Consider the following 19,056-nt stretch of genomic DNA (forward strand, 5'->3'; position numbering starts at 1 on the left):
ATAGATTTGTAGACAAATCAAATAAATTATAATTATTACTGCAGCGCTGCTGAGCGCAACTGTTACTTCATTTCGTCTAATTCGTTGCTGGTATTTATCCTGGCAGCTGCTTCGTATTTTTTTGAGAAATATTTTGTTTTGTACACGGAATCCATCTGAAGAAAATGTGAAAGTGCTTTCTTTCTACCTGAATTGTACATAAAGTCAGGATAAACAGAATATTCTTCTCTTATTTGTTCGGTATATTTTTGATACTCGTATGGTGTTTTACCCAAAACTGCTAGGTCCGCATCGATGAGGTAATTGGTATCGTTATCATCTGAAAGTTCATGGGATTTAGTTGCGAGAATCATATTGGCACATTTTGCTGCTTTTTCAGCAGGATAACCAATAACCGCTAGCCTTTGCATTGCCAGTTTTGCACTATCACCTTCGTTGGTGCTAATAGAGGCTTTATAGATTATATCATGGTAAAAAACGGCAAACAGCACAGTATCCCAATCGACAATCTTATCTTTTACTTCCTGTAAATCACTGATTATTGCTTCTAAATGATCAATTGTATGGTAATGCTTTTTTGGTTCGGAGTATTTAGTAAATATTTCTAACCACAGATTCGTGGCCAATTCATGGTCTTTTGAATATTTGTTTACAAGCTGTAAAAATATATCTGTTAGCATAATTAATTTAGAGATTGCAAATTTAGTCTTTTAATATTTTAATAATAAAAAAAAGCAGCAATATAAAAAAGGAGCACCAATCGGCGCTCCAGTCATTTAAAATCTATGCCTTTTTAGTGCTTTTTTTAGGAGCAGCGGCAACCTTGGTTGCGGCACATTTCGCTTTATCGGCAGGTGAGCAAGAAGCATCTGCCATACATTTTGCCTTTTCTTCAGGCGTGCAATTTGTTTTTGAAGCACAACATTCTTTTTTTGCTGTTGTTTTTCCCTGTTGTGCACTGGCAGTATGAGTTCCTGCAAAAAGTGCAAATGCGATAATCATTATGATATTTTTCATTTTTGATATTTTTAAATTGATAAAATTATTTTATTGGATTGTATAGCAATACAGGCCATAATTACATAGCTGCATCATACAAAAAACCGGGATAAAAATTAAACCAATTTTGGCGGATGCCAGATATCAAAAAGATTAAAAGAAGTAATCATTTCAGTGAACCCGAAATTATTGGTCAGCTTTACATACGGGAAATAATGAAAGGTATATTTTGTTTCGGTAAAGAAATAAACACTTTTATAGCAACATGAAAAAAAGGAGCATTCCCGTTTATCGCAGCCGTCACTATCTTTAGCCGATTTTGAATCTTTAGAACAAGACTGGCCGCACTGCGAAGTTAATTTATCCTTTAGCAACTGAACAGCGGGAACCGCTGAGAGGCTAAGGATATATAAGCTTACTATAAGGGCTAAGTGTTTCATTATGATAAAGATACTATTTTCTAACTATCAGTTATATTTTCCTTTATAAACTTTTCTGGAAAGGTTTTATAGTATTCCTTCCGGAACGAAGTTAAGCTTATGCTTTTTTGCAGCAACCATCTAATTGCTGATACGCTTCAGGTTTGGCTTTTACATCATCTGCATCATAACCGAGGTTAGAAATTGCTGTGCGAAGTTTGCTGATACTTGTCTTTAGACCGTTATAATACAATGTAATGGTCATTTTCTTTTCGTCAAGTTCATACATTTTCACACCTTTGATTTTCAATAATGATGCCTGCAGGTTTTTACCGCAACTTGGACACTCTTTGCAATGATCACAATAAATATTTGTTTTGATTACTGCTTTCTCATTTTTTTTAGCTTGTTGTGCATTTGCCGTAATTGAGGATATAGTAAAAAATAATGCAACAATAATTTTGATAGAATTTTTCATAAAAGTTTAATTTTAAGTTGTAAATATAATTAAGTAATTTTCATCTTCTGAATTCGTACAGCATTTAATATTGCTAATAATGCTACCCCTACATCTGCAATAACTGCTTCCCACAGTGTTGCGATTCCGCCTGCTCCCAAACCGAGGACAACAAGTTTTACAATCATTGCAAGAATAATATTCTGCCACACGATTTGTTTTGTAATCTTCCCGACTTTAATAGCCATAACTATTCTTGACGGCTTGTCATTCTGTATTACAATATCGGCGGTTTCAATTGTTGCATCGCTGCCTAGTCCACCCATTGCGATACCGGCATCTGCTAAGGCTACTACCGGAGCATCGTTAACACCATCGCCAACAAATGCTATTTTCATGCCTTTGTGTTTTAGTTCCTGAACTTTTTCGACTTTCCCTTCTGGTAGTAAATCACCAAACGCATTGTCGATTCTCAGTTTTTTAGCTACTTCGTCAACAACCGACTGTTTATCGCCCGAAAGCATAACTGTTTTAATATTCAAGGCATGCAAGTCTTTTACTGCCTGTAATGCATCTTGTTTTATCTTGTCTGCAATTGTAATGTGCCCGACATATTTTTTATCAACTGCAACAATCACAATAGTATAAACAATGCTGTCAATTTCTGCGGGATATTCAATCTTGAATTTCTTCATCAGCTTTGTATTACCTGCAAGGACTTCTTTACTGTTGATAGTTCCTTTTAGTCCATGGCCCGAAATTTCCTCAACATTTTTAATCTGCATTCCATGCGTACTATCTTTTCCGGCGTGGTCAACTACTGCCAGAGCAATAGGGTGCGTTGACTGGCTTTCAATGGCCGCAGCCAGTTTTATTAATTCTTTTTCGGTAATTTCTGCGGTTTTTATTTCCTGAACTTTAAAAACACCTTCCGTTAATGTTCCTGTCTTATCCATTACTACCACATTTATTTGTGTCATTACATCAAGGAAGTTGGAACCTTTAAAGAGAATACCATTCCGGGATGCCAAACCAATACCTCCAAAATAACCTAAAGGGATTGAAACCACCAACGCGCAGGGACAACTAATTACCAGGAATACCAACGATCTGTAAAACCATATTTCAAAAATGTATGGATCCACAAAGAAATAGGGAACGAAACAAACTGCCAGCGCCAATCCAAAGACAATTGGTGTATAGATTTTAGCAAACCTGCTGATGAATAATTGTGTTTGAGATTTACGGGCAGTAGCATCCTGAACCATTTCAAGAATTTTACTCAGCTTACTATCGGTAAACAGTGAAGTTACCTTGATTTCTGAAACGCTATTCAGGTTAATCATGCCTGCATATACTTTTTCGCCTTTTACCTTGCTGTCTGGTTTGCTTTCTCCGGTAAGTGCCGCTGTATTGAATGAAGCTTTATTAGAAATCAGTTCGCCATCAAGTGCTACTTTTTCACCAAGTTTTACCTGAATAATTTCTTCCGGTTTTACATCTTTGGGATGAATTTTTTCCTGTTTACCGTTCCTTATTACTGTCACTTCCTCTGGTCTGATGTCAAGGAGAGCCTTAATACTTCTTTTTGCACGACTAACTGCGGCATCCTGAAACCATTCGCCGATGGAATAAAATGCCATTACTGCCACACCTTCACTATATGATCCTATAGCAAACGCGCCAATTGTAGCAACTGACATCAAGAAAAATTCATTAAAGAAATCGAAGCGTATTGCCTTGCGAAATGCCAGATATAGCACGTTGTAACCGGCAAGCAAATATGCAATCCCGAAAATAATCACGTTTACCGGAAATGCAAGTATGTAATGAAAGCCAAATTCTGCTATGAGCATCACAAATAAGATGACAATTGCCAGAAGCAGCTGCCAGTGGCTTCTCCAACCGGAATCTTCAGCTGCGTCGTGGTTGTGTCCATCATCATCGGAATGATTTTCTTTTGCATTTAAATTTATTCCTTCATCTGAAGCGCAACATTTGGGTTCTTTTTTTTCTTTTGATGAATGAGTTTGTTCCATAGTTTTAGATTTTTTTAAAGCCACAAAACTGAAAATTTTGTTTCGTATCAAATGGGGTTGTGTGATTTTCTGTAAAATATTTTATTGCTTCAAAATCATTTTTAAAAGTTTCCTTCATAGTATTTTCGGAGTACTGTTTTATCTCTAACCCGCTACATTTTAAAGGACCATTTTCTGAAAATGTTCCTAGAAGAAAATTGCCTTCTTTATTAATTGCTTTTCCAATAATTGCAACATATTTATTGATGCTATCTTCATTGGTTAAAAAATGAAACACAGCTCTATCATGCCAAAAATCAAATGTAACTTCTGGTTCAAACTCTGTAATGTCTGAAACTATCCAATGCACCAAATGGGCTTTGTCACCTAATCGTTTTTTCGCTCTTTCTAATGCAAATTCAGAAATATCAAGAACCCAAATATTTTGAAACCCTTTTTCTAACAGCGCATCAGCTAAATTACTGTCACCACCACCAACGTCAATAATATTAGCAGTTTTTGACAAGTTTAACTCTTCTAAATAATCCATTGAAGTTTTAGGATATTTTTGTGTCCAGCTTACTTCATTTGGACTTTTAGTGGCAAAGACATTTTCCCAATGTGATTTTTGATTTTCCATTACTTTTATAAATTAATTTTTGATTTTGCAAATATCCAAAATAATACGAGCAAGCCCAACGTTAGAAGACCACCAATTAAAAACTCATTGCCCTTACAATAGATGCCTGTTAATCCTGCTATAGGATAACCAATTGCCCACCATAAATGACTCCACGCAAAATGACTTCCATAGACTTTTCCTTGTGCTTCTAATGGTATATTTTCGGCAATTAATATTTGAGAAGGCATTTCGGTAAAACTTTGCCCTAAACCTGCAATCATCCAAAGCACTAATAAAATGGTAAAGGGTACTATGTTACCCAATGAAACAGCAATGGCAAGCATTAACGCTCCAACAATTAAAAGTGTGGTCTTGTTTTTTGATTTGTCCAATATATTGGAAGTAAAAGCGGCAATCGTTGCACCTACTCCAAAGGCTGTCATTGCCCATCCATATTCTCTATCTGTTAACAATAAATCCCCTTTTATATGTCCTACGGTATTTACTAATATCTGTGCTCCTGCAATAGCAGCAACCAATTCTATGAGCAACGCAAAGCGAATGGGGGGATTTTTAAACAATAGTTTTGTGCCTTTAACTATATCATTCCAAGTATTTATTATATAAGACTTACTTTGTATTAAGTCCTCTTTTTTTAATAAAGAAATGGGTATCATAAAAACTAAAATTGAAGAAATTATGAATGAAATAGCATCAAAGATAAATATTTGCCTAGATCCTAGCCAAATTGCTAAGACTCCAGCCAATCCAGGACCCAAAATTCCTAGCAACTGCCAGGTAGCGTTTGACAATGTAATAGCGTTGGCATAGTTTTCTTTGTTATTTATTAATTGCGGAATACAGGCTTTGTATGAGGGTGTGAAAAACGCGTTGAAAATATTCAGCAAAAAAATCAATACATACAACTGCCAAACATCTGTAACGAAGGCTAACGAAAACACAATAAACATTCTCGCTATGTTTGTAATAATCATAATAGCCTTGCGATTAACCCTGTCAGCTAAAACACCTGCATACGAACCAAAAATGATAAAAGCTGTAACCCTTAAAGTCAGTGCTGTTGCTAATATTTTAGCCGATTGATTTCCTCCAAACTCAAATGCCAGTAACGCAATACCTATCCATGTAAAAGCATCGCCTAAAAGGCTAATGGTTTGCGCCAGATAAAGCTTTGCAAAAAGCGGTTCTTTTAATGATTTAAGAGGTTCTGTTATTTTCATTTTATGCTTAAAAATTTATTAATGATACACATGATACTACCCAATATCTAGTAAAAAACAAGCTTAATTTTATTCCTCTTCTTCGCTGTTTTTCATTTTTGAAAGTAAATCGTATGCACCATTGGTAACTACTTTCCAGCTTTTCCAATCGGTTGTACTGTCAAAAATTAGTTCGGTATAATTGAGTTCGCTAACTCCAGTCTTAATGCTAACCAATTTGTATTTGGTGGCGTTTTTCTCTTTTGCTTTTTCAGAATCAGTAATAAAAATATATTTGCTTCCTTCAAATTCAACGATAGCTTTTGACAAAATCGCAGGGACTTTGTTACTACCACTTTCAACCAATGCCTTTAGATACATTCCAGGTAAAAGACTGGTATCTTCTTTGTCTAAATGACAATGTATTTGAACAGTTCTCTCTTGGCTGATTTCTTTACCCACTAAATAAACTGTCGCCATTCTTTCTGATGTTTCGTTGGCTAATGTAAAGCGCACTTTTTGCCCGATTTTGAGTTTCGGCACATCTTTTTCAAATACGGTTAATTCGGCGTGTAAATGTTCAGTATTTGCAATTTTAAATAATACATCTGTGGCTGTTGCAAATGCGCCAATATTAGTATTTACCTCTGTAACAAAACCATTGATAGGTGAGTATAGTGGAATTGTACTTTGAATGTTGCCTTTTTCTAAACTTGACATATTAATATTCATAAGTTGCAACTTGGTTTTTAACCCCAACACTCTGGCTTTCATACTTTCATATTCTGCTTTTGATTTTTGCAATGTTTTTTGTGCGTTTACATTTTCTTTTGCCAATTCTTGTTGGCGTTCGTATTCTAATTTTAAATAGTTCAGTTGACTTTTATAATCGATATAGTCTTGCTGTGGTTGAACATAATCGGGGTTTTGCATCATCGCAACAATTTGCCCTTTATGAACTTTTAAACCTTGAAGCATATCGGTACTTTTTACAAATCCGCCAAAAGGTGTTGAGATAGAGACTAAATTTTGCGGTGGTACATCTAACATTCCGTTTACTTTGGTTGTTCCGCTTAATGCTTTTTCTTCGATTACACCCATTTGCACATCGGCAGTTTTATATTGTTCTGCTGTAATTTCTACTGCGTTAGCATCTACTTTTTGTTCTTCTGCTACGGCAGTTTCCTCTTTGGCTTTGTTACCACAACTTGCTACAATTATAGCTAAGAATAGGAGTGTGATTATTTTATATCTTGATTTCATATATTTATTTTTAGTTTTTTCCTGAAAGATATTCCAGTAGTGAAATGCTTTGGTTGTATTGCAAAATTGCGGACAAATAATTTTCCTGAATTCCGTTTGCCGTTCTTAAATTTAAAAGGTTTTCTGAATAACCAATTTCTCCATTTTTATAGGCACTTTGGCTTTTTGTTAAAATTAAATTGGCATTGGGTACACCCGAAGTTTTATAATATTCTAAACTGGTTTTGTTCTTTTGAAACTCCTGTTTGGCTTGGTCGTATTGCCCTTTTAGATTGATTTGATTGCTTTCTAAAGCTGTTTTTGCAATTTCCTTGTTGATGGATGCCGATTTTATTTTTGCATTATACGAGCCAAAGAATATCGGTATGGCTACTCCCAAATGGAAACCTTGAAAACGGTTGCTGGAAGTTGCCAAATCAGTATTGGTTGCATCAATTGGCGAACCTATTAACGATTGATTGAAATACCCAAAAGTAATGTCAGGAAGTGCTTTGACACTTTCTACTTTTTTCTGTTTTTCAGCAACTATCGTTTGTTGCTGAATGTATGCTAAAACAGGATTTTCGCTCGTTGCTTTTTCATCGTTAGTTTCCGAAAATAGCTGCTCTGCTAGTTTTTTATCCGCAATCAAAATAGCTTCATTGCTCCCTAAAAGTGTTTGCAGTTGCGACAAATAAATTGAAATATTAGCATCGTTCCCTTTTAAAATATTTTGCGTTTCATACAATTGTGTTTCGGCAGTACTTTGTTCTAACAAAGTACTTTCTCCTGTTTTGTATCGCAATGTTGCCGACTTCACAAAACCTTGATAAATACTATCCTGCTTTTTTAGAAGGGATTGTCTTGCATACAAATATTGCAAATTAGAATAGGTTTGTTTGATGCGATACATTAATTCGTTTTTGCTAATATTGGCTTTTAACTCGCTACTTTTTACGAGCGCATTTCCCAAAGAAGCATTGGCTGAAAATACCGTTGGAAAAGGAATAGTTTGAGATATACCGAAGTTATTATCGTTTTTGATATAACTGTTTATTTGCCCAAATTGACCTGATAAATCAGTTTTAGGAATTTCAATACTGGCTTTCTTTAATTGTTTTTGGTATTTAATTTCCAATTGTGAAGTCGTTACTTCCTTATTGTTTTTTAACCCTTGCTCAATAGCTTGGGTTAAAGTTAACGGTTGCGTTTGCGCTGTTGCAAAATTTGCAGTTAGAAACAAAGCAATAACAATTATTGTTGGATTTATTTTCATTGTTTTTTTATTGAATTTTTCAAACCACATATAGAGTATTGGTAATAGTAGAAGCGTGAGTAACGTTGCCGTGAATAAACCACCAATGACAACCGTTGCTAATGGTTTTTGAACTTCGCCACCGCTTCCCTGAGATAATGCCATTGGAAGAAAACCTAATGAGGCAACTAATGCCGTCATTATAACAGGTCGCAAACGTACCGAAGTGCCTTTGATTACAATTTGTTTTAAATCGGTCATTCCTTCTTTTTTTAATGCGTTGAATTCGGCTATTAGCACAATTCCGTTTAGAACGGCAACACCAAACAGCGCAATAAATCCAACTCCTGCGGAAATACTAAAAGGCATTCCCCGCATCCATAAAGCAAATACACCTCCGATTGCGGAAAGTGGTATAGCTGTAAAAATAAGTGCTGCTTGTTTCATGGAACCAAAGGCAAAAAACAACAGCAAAAAGATGAGTAATAACGAAACAGGAACGGCAATACCTAAACGTTCTTTAGCAGCTATTAAATTCTCAAAAGTTCCACCATAAGTTGTGAAATAACCTGCTTCAAATTTGACTTGCTTGTCAATTTTTTGTTGCATTTCCAACACCGTACTTTCTATATCACGATTACGAACATTAAAGCCAACTGTAATTCTGCGTTTGGCATCTTCTCGCTGAATTTGGTTTGGACCTTCTTTAAAATCAATATCAGCAACTTGTTCTAGCGGAATTTGATTTCCATTTGGAGCGGTTACAAATAAGTTTTTCACATCGTCTAAAGTTTGTCGGTTTTCTTTATCTAATCGAACCACTAAATCAAAACGTTTTTCGCCTTCAAAAACCAATCCTGCTGTTTCTCCTGCAAAACCCGAACGAATGGCAGTATTTACATCTTCGATATTCAAACCAAATTGCGCAATTTTATCTCTGTGAAATTTGATTACAACTTGCGGTAATCCCGAAACTTGCTCCACATAAATATCTTGTGCGCCCTCTATTTTTCCTGCTATTTTCCCGATTTGTTTGGCATACTGTGATAATTTGTTCAAATCTTCGCCATATATTTTTATAGCCACATCTTGTTTAACTCCCGAAATCAATTCATTGAAACGCATTTGAATTGGTTGTTGAAAACCATAAGTTACACCAGGAACACTTTCTTCCAATTTTTTCTGCATTTTCTCGGCTAAATCTACTCTGTTGTCGGCACTTGTCCATTCGCTTTTGTCTTTTAAAACAATAATTAAATCACAAGCTTCAACAGGCATTGGGTCGGTTGGAATTTCTGACGAGCCAATTTTTCCAATTACTTCTTTGACCTCTGGAAAATTATCTTTTAAAACTTTAGCTGATTTTTGTGTGGCTTCTACTGTATGAGATAAACTACTTCCTGTTAAGGTTCTCATTTCTACCGCAAAATCGCCTTCTTCTAAAGTTGGAATAAATTCAGCACCTAAAAATGTAAAAATAATTCCGCTGATAATTAGTAAACCAATGGCAATAGCAACTATTAATTTTTTTGATGCTAAAGCAAAATTCAGCATTGGTGTATACACTCGTTGAATAGCGTTTATAATTCGGTCAGAAATATTTGGTTTTGTTGATATTTTTTTACTTAAAAACAAGGCACTCATTACAGGAACATACGTTAATGAAAGAATAAATGCACCTAAAATGGCAAAGGAAACGGTTTGCGCCATTGGACGAAACATTTTTCCTTCAACACCAACTAATGCTAAAATAGGCAAGTACACAATTAAGATTACAATTTGTCCGAACGCTGCCGAACTCATCATTTTTCGTGCATTACTCAATACACTATGATCCATTTGGTCTTGTGTTAGTTCTTGCCCTTTGTGTTTGACGTATAAATAGTGCATTGTGGCTTCAATAATAATTACTGCACCATCGACAATTAACCCGAAATCAAGTGCGCCTAAACTCATTAAATTGCCATCTACACCAAACAAATTCATTAGACAAATAGCAAATAACAATGCTAACGGAATTACAGATGCAACAATTAAACCAGCTCTTAAATTTCCGAGTAGTAAAACCAAAACAAAAATTACAATTAATGCGCCTTCTAATAAATTTTTAGAAACTGTTCCGATTGCGTTATCTACTAATTTTGTTCGGTCTAAATAGGGTTCAATGGTCACACCTTCGGGTAATGTTTTTTCAATTTGCGCCATTCTTGTTTTTACGCTTTGAATAACTTTTGAGGAGTTTGCCCCTTTAAGCATTAAAACAATTGCACCAACAACTTCACCCTCGTTGTTTCTTGTCATTGCACCGTATCGAGTGGCTGCTCCAATTTTAACATCAGCAACATTGCGGATAAGAACAGGAATACTATTATTGTTAGTTTTTACAACAATGTTTTCTATATCATCGATACTTGTGATTAAGCCCTCGCTCCGGATAAAATAAGCGTTTGGTTTTTTATCAATGTACGCACCGCCAGTATTTTGATTGTTTTTTTCTAAAGCATCAAACACGTCTTTGATGCTAATGTTCATACTTCGTAATTTATTTGGATTTAAAGCAATTTCATATTGCTTTAGGAAACCACCAAAACTACTTACGTCAGCAATCCCATCAACGCCAAGCAATTGTCGGCGAACAATCCAGTCTTGAATGGTGCGTAACTCGGTAGCGTTATATCTGTTTTCATAGCCTTTTTTAGTATGTATAACGTATTGGTAAATTTCGCCCAAACCTGTTGAAACAGGAGCCATTGAAGGTTTTCCCATTCCGGGTGGAATTTGGTCTGTGGCTTCGGTTAAGCGTTCGCTTACTTGTTGTCTTGCCCAATAAATATCGACATTTTCTTTAAAAACTACGGTTACAACTGACAACCCAAAACGACTGAAAGAACGAACTTGCTCGATGTTTTTAATTGTCGCCATTGTTTGTTCGACGGGAAAGGTTACAAACCTTTCTATATCTTCTGCACCATTACTTGGCGAACTGGTAATTATTTGTACTTGATTATCTGTAATATCGGGAACGGCATCAATAGGTAATTGTTTTACGGAATAAATTCCCCAAACGATTAGTGCCAATACCATTAGCCCAATAATCAGTTTATTCTTTATAGAAAACTGAATGATTTTGTTTAACATTGATTTAAAAATTAGTTAATTGACAAAAAAGAGATTTTGTGGTATTTTGTACCACAAAGAATTTGTTCCGATACATCGAAACATAAAAAAAAGTCAATTAGCTAATTTGTGGCGGCTGCCAAATGGAATTGTGAAAATTAGAGAATAATGCTGAAGTGTATCCTATTGTGTTTTTCTCTGTTTCTATCTTTATTACTGTTGAATGTTCTGCATATTCGATAGTTTTATGAAAACCATTGCAATTACAGCAATTGCAAATACAAAATGGGGAACAGCTATCATCCTGATGTTTATCCGATGGAGCGTTTGTTTCGTTATGCATAGAAACCGATTTATTTCCAATATTGACTTCCGCGTCAGCACATGGCATACACGACAATGCAATTATGTAGATTGAAAATATGAGGTTTATAAATTTCACTGAGTAAAAGTAGTAATAAAATAGGTTATTACAAATTTATATTCTTAAATGCTATTGTTTGTCAGTCTATTACTCGTTCGGTTCAATATGTATCAAAACATGACCTAATTCTACTATTTCACTTCGTAAAGTATCTTTTAATTTATGAGCTAAATCATGTCCTTCTTTAACTGTAATTTCAGAATTTACTATTGCATGAAGGTCGACGTGATATTTCATTCCTGCTTTTCTAATGAAGCATTTTTCGGTTCCAATAATACCTTCAACTGTAATAGCTACTTGTCTAATTTTTTCTACTAAATCATCATAAAGATGCTCATCCATAATTTCTCCAAGTGCTGGTCTAAAAATCAAATAGCTATTATATAAAATAAAAAAGGAAGCTAAAAGTGCAGCCCAATCATCTGCGGATTCATACCCTTTGCCTAAAAATAAAGCGATTGATATTCCAATAAAGGCAGCAATTGATGTTATAGCGTCACTTCTATGATGCCAAGCATCCGCTTTTAGTGAAGAACTATTCGTTTCTTTACTTTTTTTCATAACTAACCGAAAAGAATACTCCTTCCAAATAATTATTAAACCTAAAATAACTAATGTCCAAGGTTTTGGTAATTAGTGAGGTGTCCCAATGTTTTGAATGCTCTCATATGCTATTATTGTTGCTGATGTAATTAGAAATCCAACAACCATAAATGTAACCAATGGTTCTGCTCTTCCGTGTCCATAAGGATGATTATCATCTGCTGGTTTGTTTGAATATTTTATACCAAACAATACCAAAAAGGAAGAAAAAATATCAGCCGTTGATTCAATTGCATCTGCAATAAGAGCATAAGAATTTCCGAAAAAACCTGCGAGTCCTTTTATAATAGCTAAACTAGTATTTCCAAGTATACTAAAGTATGTTGCTTTAATAGCCGTTTGTTCATTATTCACTAGAACTTTTTTATTGTTTAAAATTATTATTCAGAGAAGAGAGTGTTGCTAAATGGATGGTGTAATGCTTTAGTTATTACTGCTAAGTCATTTTGCAATTCTGTAAAGTGTTCTGTTTTGATGCCCCATGATGAGTTTAATTTAATAGTGAAATATTACAATAAATATCATACCCGCTATCTATAAAAAAAGATGCATGATTTTCATGCATCTAAATAGTGTTAAGCTCAAAATCAATTAATGAGCAATATTGTGGTGTGAGATTACTATTGAATCATGCTGATGATGCTGGTCCTCATTATGATGTGTACCATCGTGGTGGTGAATGGTATCCCCATGATGATAAATTATATGCTCATGTACATAAATGGAATCATGATGGTGAAAAATACTGTCATGATGGTGATATAATGGACCCGCATGGTGAATTACCAAAGAATCATTTTCCGCACCCATCTTAGCTAATGATTCATTCATAATTGTCGCAGCTGCTACATCTTCTGTCTCTGAATCGTCTGAGTTATTGCAACTAATGAAAGCTACGGCCGCGATTAGAAGTGTGATTGATAATTTATATTTCATATTTTTTTTTAACGAAGTTATTAATTTTTTTTAGAGTTAGCCAAGAGCAAGTGTTAAAACTCTTCCCGTTAGTCTAGTATGTGAAAGCTGCACCCACGCCAAGCCCCATGTCGCTGTCATAATGGGTAGATGTAGAAATGTATTTTCCGCGAATATAGCGGAATCCCGCCACAGTCAATAAAGCGTTTTGAAATTATTCCTACTTCTGTAACATGAAAATGTTCCGGAACAGTTGCTCCATTTTCTAATATAAAGTTTATTGTCTCCCTGTATCTAAATGTTTTTTTTATTTCTGATAAGTTCATTTTTTTAGATTTTATGATTAAAAACAATTATTTTATAGTTAATTTTTTCACACAATAATTTCTACACAAAAAACCTCATTATATAATTAATGAAGCCTTAAGTATTCTAAAACAAAACATAAAAATTATAAATAGATATTTTAAAATTTAGCTGTAAAACCAGCATAGAAGCTTCTTCCAACAGCGGGAATAATTCCAGGACCAGGATATTCATCTGTTCTTCGAGTAAAATATTGTTTATCGGTTAAATTATTAGCTCCCAATTTTAATGTGAAGTTTTTGATTTTATAGGTTGCGCTTAAATCTAGTACAGTATAGGCAGGAATATAACCTGCAATAGCATCATCACTTACTTTGGTATTTGTTGCGTCACCGAAAGCATCACCAACTGAATTTACTTGAAAAGTAGTTGAAAATTTTTTGGTATTAAAAATTAGACCTACACGATTAATTATTCTTGTGGCAGTTTCAACTCGTTTTCCTTTAAATTCTCCACTGGTATATTTTGCATCAACATAGGCAAAAGAATTGAAAAGACTTAATCCATATTCTGATTTTTGATTGAAGAATTTTATCAGGTTGAATTCTATATAACTTTCAATTCCTTTGTGTGCACTATTGGCTACATTAGTTCTTAATGTATATTCTTCATTTGTTATTGGATCGTTTTTTAGAATTGTTCCAATCCTATTGTTGTAAGCCAAATAGAACCCGCCAATATCAAAATTTAAATAATTTTTAATGGTTCCCCTATATCCTAAATCAGCATTATAACCTGATGCATCTTTTAGATTAGGGTCAATTTTTGAGGTCACTCCAAATGGCTCTAACTGTCCGTAATCTATTGGACGATATGCTTGACTAATATTTCCGTAGATGTTAGTGTTTTTCGAAGCTTTGTATTCTAATCCTAAGCCAACTAATGGAATGTATCGATTGCGACTTTCATTAGCTGTTTGTAATACATCATCTACTGTTTTGGTTCCCTTTGCAGTGCTATGAAGGTATTCAAATCTAAAGCCAGGTGTTATGGTTAATTTTTTACCTACTCTAAAAATGTTTTCAACGAATGGTGCAAGATTAGTAGTTGTAAAATCTAAATTGTATCCCCAATTACCAGATATTGACAAATCAAAATCACTACCTGTTGTTCCTTCCCCACCGCCTAAACGTTTGAACCAACCATAACTAAAACGAACTCCACCTGCAAGCGTTGATTTGATGTTTCCTAAATTATATTCTTGTGCAATGCGTAATTCTGTTGTTGAATTATTAAAGTCTTCTTTGCCTACCTCCCGAGGCACATATTGATTGGTAGCTGGATCTATTTCATCAATGGCACTTGCGCCACCATCTTCATTTCTCCAAACTAACGAACGATGGCTAAACAAATATGTAGATTTTAAACTAATTGTAGTACTTGCCGAAGGCGTGTAATTTGCATAAGCTGTTACAATATTCCATGGACTGTTCAACCAATTTCGTGATCTAGTAGATTGTCTTGGGTCGTCGTTAAATTGTGCATCGGTTAGTCCTCCGGGCATTTTCAATTTGTTACGTAACAGGGAATATTCTACTCCAAAGTTTAATTTGTCTGAGTAATTGTACTGTATTTTTCCATAGCCCGAAAGTTGCGATTGCTGGCTGTTAGGTCTGTAACCATCAATATATCGGTATTGGAGAAATCCGTAGTAACTGATTTTTTTATAATTAACTCCAACGGAGTTAAAGGAATTGTACATGCCAAAACTTCCTAAAGTTTGAGAAGTTACAAATTCAAATGGGATATTTTTTGGAACTTCTTTAACAACATAATTAACTAGCCCACCAAACTGAGAGCCAAATTGGAGTGAAGAAGCACCTCGAACCATCTCGATTCTATTTACTGCCTCCATTGGTGGTAGAAAATAAGATTCGTTATAGCCGTATATGTCGGCACTGATGTTGTATCCGTTTTGACGTGTATTCATTTCGATACTCTGGACAGGATTTAGACCACGAGTAGCTATACCGTTGGCAGTAAAACCGCCGCTTTCAGTTTCTACAATGTTTAACCCAGGAATTCTACCTAAAATTTGTCTAGTATTATTAATGGCTTTATTCGCATCCAGGCTATCGACAAGGATAATTTCATTTTTTTTTCCAGCGTAGATAATTCCATTTTTAGTTTCCGGCAGATGTCCAACCCCATTAACCGTTTTGAAGTCTTTAATAATTACTTCTTTTAAAACAGTTATACTATCTTTGGTTTGTGCATTAGCGAACGGACTTACTATTAAAATTAACGGGATAAAAAATATTCTTTTAAAGGTCATTGGTATGTGATTAAAATGATTTAGTTTACTTAATTTAGATTTAATAAAAATAACGATGCAAAAGTAATCTCTTTATTTTGCTATGCAAATTATTTAGAATAAATCTTAATTGTAAATTGCTATTTATTTTAATACATTAAAGTTATCCCAACACCAATCCCCATGTCGCTGTCATAGTGCGTGGAGGCTGAAATGTATTTGGTAAGAATATAACGGAAACCAGCCATATATTCTTTGTCGGTATTGATCATCATATTGAAACGCAAACGACTTGAAACGGGAATATCATCGCGGCTGAACTGGAAACGAAATTTACCATCACTGTCTATTCTTGCATCAGCAATAAATAACATTGGCAAAGTGTAAGCCACACCTGCTGTGATTGTCTTTCTATTATCTTTATTACTTTTTTGCCCAAACCAATTCCTTTCCTCGCTACCAAAAATGTTCCTGACGCTACCATCCAAATCAAAAAAATTCTTTTGGAACATACCTTCAGTCTTATAGTGGTAATCAAATCCTACATAAGGAAACCACCATTGCATACGACTCACGTAACGACCTATTGTTGTTTCGCTTTCATAGCCATGCATATCGTGATATCCTAAATGCCAAAGACTGCTGGCTACCCATCGGGTTTGTGCCAACATAATTTCACCATCAGTACCATTAGTTTCAACTCCGACAGTGCCCATTAAGTGAAATTTTCTGTCGTCTGAATTCAGCCCTCGTTTTGCTACTTTAGCATCGGGTAAATCAGGGTTTAGAGCTGAGTTCTCATAACTGAAAACCCTGCCCATTCCGCTCATCATGTGGTATAAAATATGGCAGTGAAAAAACCAATCTCCGCCAGGTTCTGTAGCTGCAAATTCTATGGTGTCGCGCTCCATTGGCATGATATCGATTATATTTTTCATTGGAGCATAATCACCCTGCCCATTAAGGACACGGAAGTCATGACCATGAAGGTGCATCGGATGCCGCATCATACTATTATTAAAAAGAACTATGCGAAGATTTTCACCTTTTTTGATCATGATCTTATCGGTCTCAGATACAACTTTATTATCAAGGCTCCATACATATCTATTCATATTACCAGTAAGGTCAAACTTCAACTCCCGCCAAGGGCCTTCAGGCAGTTTTGTTTTTTCGGGAGCTTTAAGCATTGCATAATTTAGTGTCACCAAATCAGTATTGCTATCTGCATCCATGCCTGCCATGCTGTGCTGATGGCCGCTCATCTGCATTTCCTTGCCTTTATCCATAGGCATATTCTGCATGGCCTTGTCTTTTATTTCATCTTTTTCCATAGTGGATTCCTCTTTCGGATTTTCAGGACCGGTAATCTCAGGATACATCACGGTGTTCATGTCCATTTCCTGATTCTGCATTTTCATTCCGTCCATCTCAATCATATTGCCTTTCATGTCCATCATTTCATTCATCATTTTCATACCTGCGAAATATTTGAGTGTAGGCAGCTTTACTGCCGGAACTTTTTCGCCAGTTCCTAACCAAAGAGATGCAGATTTTGTTCGATCTTCCGGTGTAACCAAAAATTCATAACTTTTGTTTTCCGGGATGGTTACTACTACATCATAGGTTTCAGATACAGCAATAATCAATCTGTCTACCTCAACAGGTTCGACATCATTTCCGTCGGTTGCCACTACTGTTATTTTCCCACCTGCATAAGTGAGCCAGAAATAATCTGATGCACCTCCATTAGCGATTCGCAGCCTGACTTTGTCTCCCGCTTTAAATTGGGGCTGCTCGTTTTGGTTCTTACCGTTGATAAGGAAATTTTCATAATACACATCGCTTACGTCCATTGCATTCATGCGCTTCCATTCATTGGTAACTTTGGTTTTAAAGTGTCCTGATTTTATCGCTTCGACATAACTTTGCGTAGTCCCTTTTTTAATCGCGAACCAGTCAGTCGCCCCACGCAGGCTGCGATGTACTTCTTCCGGTTTCATATCAGTCCATTCGCTAATCACAATGGGGATTGTAGGGATGTTCCATTCTTTCTTTTTGTTCATAATAAAAGCACCATACATTCCAATCTGTTCCTGCAGTTTACTATGACTGTGATACCAATGAGTACCATGCTGTACAATTGGAAATTTATACAAGTATTCTGAATGGGGTTTAATTGGCATTTGAGTCAAAAACGGCACTCCGTCCATCCGGTTTGGTAAAAACAATCCGTGCCAGTGCAATGAAGTTTCTTCATCGAGTTCATTGTAAACATGGATTTCTGCAATATCACCTTCAGTAAAAGTGAGCGTTGGCATAGGAATCTGTCCATTTACGGCAATTGCTCTTTTTGTTTTTTTTCCATATGTTACCAAGGTATCACGAATATGCAGGTCATAACGAACTGTTTTTGGTGAAGCCGAAGAAATACTTGTTTTAATGGGACCAAGGTTTGCTTTGGCTTTTTTTATATTTTGGCTTAATTCATCCTGGTTATCCATATCCATTCCTGAATGCATATCATCCATACTTTTATCTGTATCCTCCTTTAGCTTTTCTTTGACCAGCCTCATGCCGCATTTAGGACAGTTACCCGGTTTGTCTGAGTGGATTTCAGGATGCATAGGGCAGGTATAAGACAAGGGCTGTGAAGCATCTTCTTTGGTTACGGTAGCTTGTGGGGTTTTATCTACTGTCTTTGATTCTTCCTTTGATTCACTCCTTGCCTTTTTTACAAGTTTCATTCCGCACTTTGGACAATTGCCAGGCTTTGCTGACTGAACTTCGGGATGCATTGGACAAGTGTAAATGGTTGCTGTGGCTTCTGTCTTTGCTTTAACGGGCGATGTTTTAGTGGATGATTGTTTAGTAGCAGCTTTTGGATTAGCTACATTTGGCTTTGGCTTTTCTTTGACCAACTTCATGCCGCACTTGGGACAGTTTCCGGGTTTGGAAGCGTGTATTTCGGGATGCATTGGGCAGGTGTAGGTTACCTGCTGAACCTCTTTGTCTGATTCCTTGTTCATATTCATATTCTTCATATCCTGCGCCTGAGATACAGAAAACATGAACAAAAGCAACACAATTACTATTTTTTTCATGGGATTTATTTTTTCATTTGATTTAGCTTTGCTTTCATCTG

At 35.6% G+C, this 19,056-nt stretch carries 13 protein-coding genes and 1 pseudogene; 1 reads left to right on the forward strand and 13 read right to left on the reverse strand.

The annotated features are described in order from the left end of the window. Window positions 1-62: 62 nt before the first annotated feature. The 8 genes from ABIQ27_RS10540 to ABIQ27_RS10575 form a co-directional block, all read right to left on the reverse strand. A complete protein-coding gene (locus ABIQ27_RS10540) occupies window positions 63-680 on the reverse strand; it encodes a hypothetical protein (RefSeq protein WP_348033859.1) in 618 nt (205 codons plus the stop codon). A 103-nt stretch (window positions 681-783) separates the two neighbouring features. After that, on the reverse strand, window positions 784-1,017 hold the full coding sequence (locus ABIQ27_RS10545; RefSeq protein ID WP_348033860.1) for a hypothetical protein: 234 nt from the start codon (window positions 1,015-1,017) through the stop codon (window positions 784-786). A gap of 519 nt (window positions 1,018-1,536) precedes the next feature. Continuing rightward, a complete protein-coding gene (locus ABIQ27_RS10550; protein ID WP_348033861.1) occupies window positions 1,537-1,896 on the reverse strand; it encodes a cation transporter in 360 nt (119 codons plus the stop codon). Between the two features lie 29 nt (window positions 1,897-1,925). Continuing rightward, window positions 1,926-3,914, reverse strand: a complete 1,989-nt coding sequence (locus ABIQ27_RS10555) for a heavy metal translocating P-type ATPase (RefSeq protein WP_348033862.1) — start codon at window positions 3,912-3,914, stop codon at window positions 1,926-1,928. 4 nt (window positions 3,915-3,918) lie between these two features. Further along, entirely contained in the window at window positions 3,919-4,533 is a 615-nt protein-coding gene (locus ABIQ27_RS10560; RefSeq protein ID WP_348033863.1) for a methyltransferase, read from the reverse strand. A gap of 5 nt (window positions 4,534-4,538) precedes the next feature. Further along, the gene (locus ABIQ27_RS10565) at window positions 4,539-5,756 is read right to left on the reverse strand and encodes an MFS transporter (RefSeq protein ID WP_348033864.1); all 1,218 of its coding nucleotides are present in this window, start codon (window positions 5,754-5,756) and stop codon (window positions 4,539-4,541) included. 69 nt (window positions 5,757-5,825) lie between these two features. Next, window positions 5,826-6,998: an efflux RND transporter periplasmic adaptor subunit gene (locus ABIQ27_RS10570; protein WP_348033865.1), complete on the reverse strand. Its 1,173-nt coding sequence runs from the start codon at window positions 6,996-6,998 to the stop codon at window positions 5,826-5,828. Between the two features lie 10 nt (window positions 6,999-7,008). Then, window positions 7,009-11,370, reverse strand: coding sequence for a CusA/CzcA family heavy metal efflux RND transporter (locus tag ABIQ27_RS10575; RefSeq protein WP_348033866.1), 4,362 nt, complete (start codon window positions 11,368-11,370; stop codon window positions 7,009-7,011). Window positions 11,371-11,596: 226 nt separating this feature from the next. On the opposite strand from ABIQ27_RS10575, the gene ABIQ27_RS10580 reads away from it, so the two are divergent. Beyond that, entirely contained in the window at window positions 11,597-11,767 is a 171-nt protein-coding gene (locus ABIQ27_RS10580; protein ID WP_348033867.1) for a hypothetical protein, read from the forward strand. Between the two features lie 93 nt (window positions 11,768-11,860). Here ABIQ27_RS10580 and ABIQ27_RS10585 read toward each other — a convergent pair. The 5 genes and pseudogenes from ABIQ27_RS10585 to ABIQ27_RS10605 form a co-directional block, all read right to left on the reverse strand. Further along, window positions 11,861-12,730, reverse strand: a pseudogene (locus ABIQ27_RS10585) (cation diffusion facilitator family transporter). 237 nt (window positions 12,731-12,967) lie between these two features. Beyond that, a complete protein-coding gene (locus ABIQ27_RS10590; protein WP_348033868.1) occupies window positions 12,968-13,312 on the reverse strand; it encodes a hypothetical protein in 345 nt (114 codons plus the stop codon). A gap of 116 nt (window positions 13,313-13,428) precedes the next feature. Beyond that, a complete protein-coding gene (locus tag ABIQ27_RS10595; RefSeq protein ID WP_348033869.1) occupies window positions 13,429-13,617 on the reverse strand; it encodes a DUF6428 family protein in 189 nt (62 codons plus the stop codon). Between the two features lie 140 nt (window positions 13,618-13,757). Next, window positions 13,758-15,932 carry a TonB-dependent receptor gene (locus ABIQ27_RS10600; protein ID WP_348033870.1) on the reverse strand — a complete coding sequence of 725 codons (2,175 nt, stop codon included), beginning with the start codon at window positions 15,930-15,932 and terminating at the stop codon, window positions 13,758-13,760. 128 nt (window positions 15,933-16,060) lie between these two features. Then, complete coding sequence (locus ABIQ27_RS10605; RefSeq protein WP_348033871.1) at window positions 16,061-19,015, reverse strand: multicopper oxidase domain-containing protein; 2,955 nt, start codon at window positions 19,013-19,015, stop codon at window positions 16,061-16,063. Window positions 19,016-19,056 lie beyond the last annotated feature (41 nt).

This window comes from Flavobacterium sp., from assembly GCF_039916025.1.
In the GTDB taxonomy this organism is placed as follows: domain Bacteria; phylum Bacteroidota; class Bacteroidia; order Flavobacteriales; family Flavobacteriaceae; genus Flavobacterium.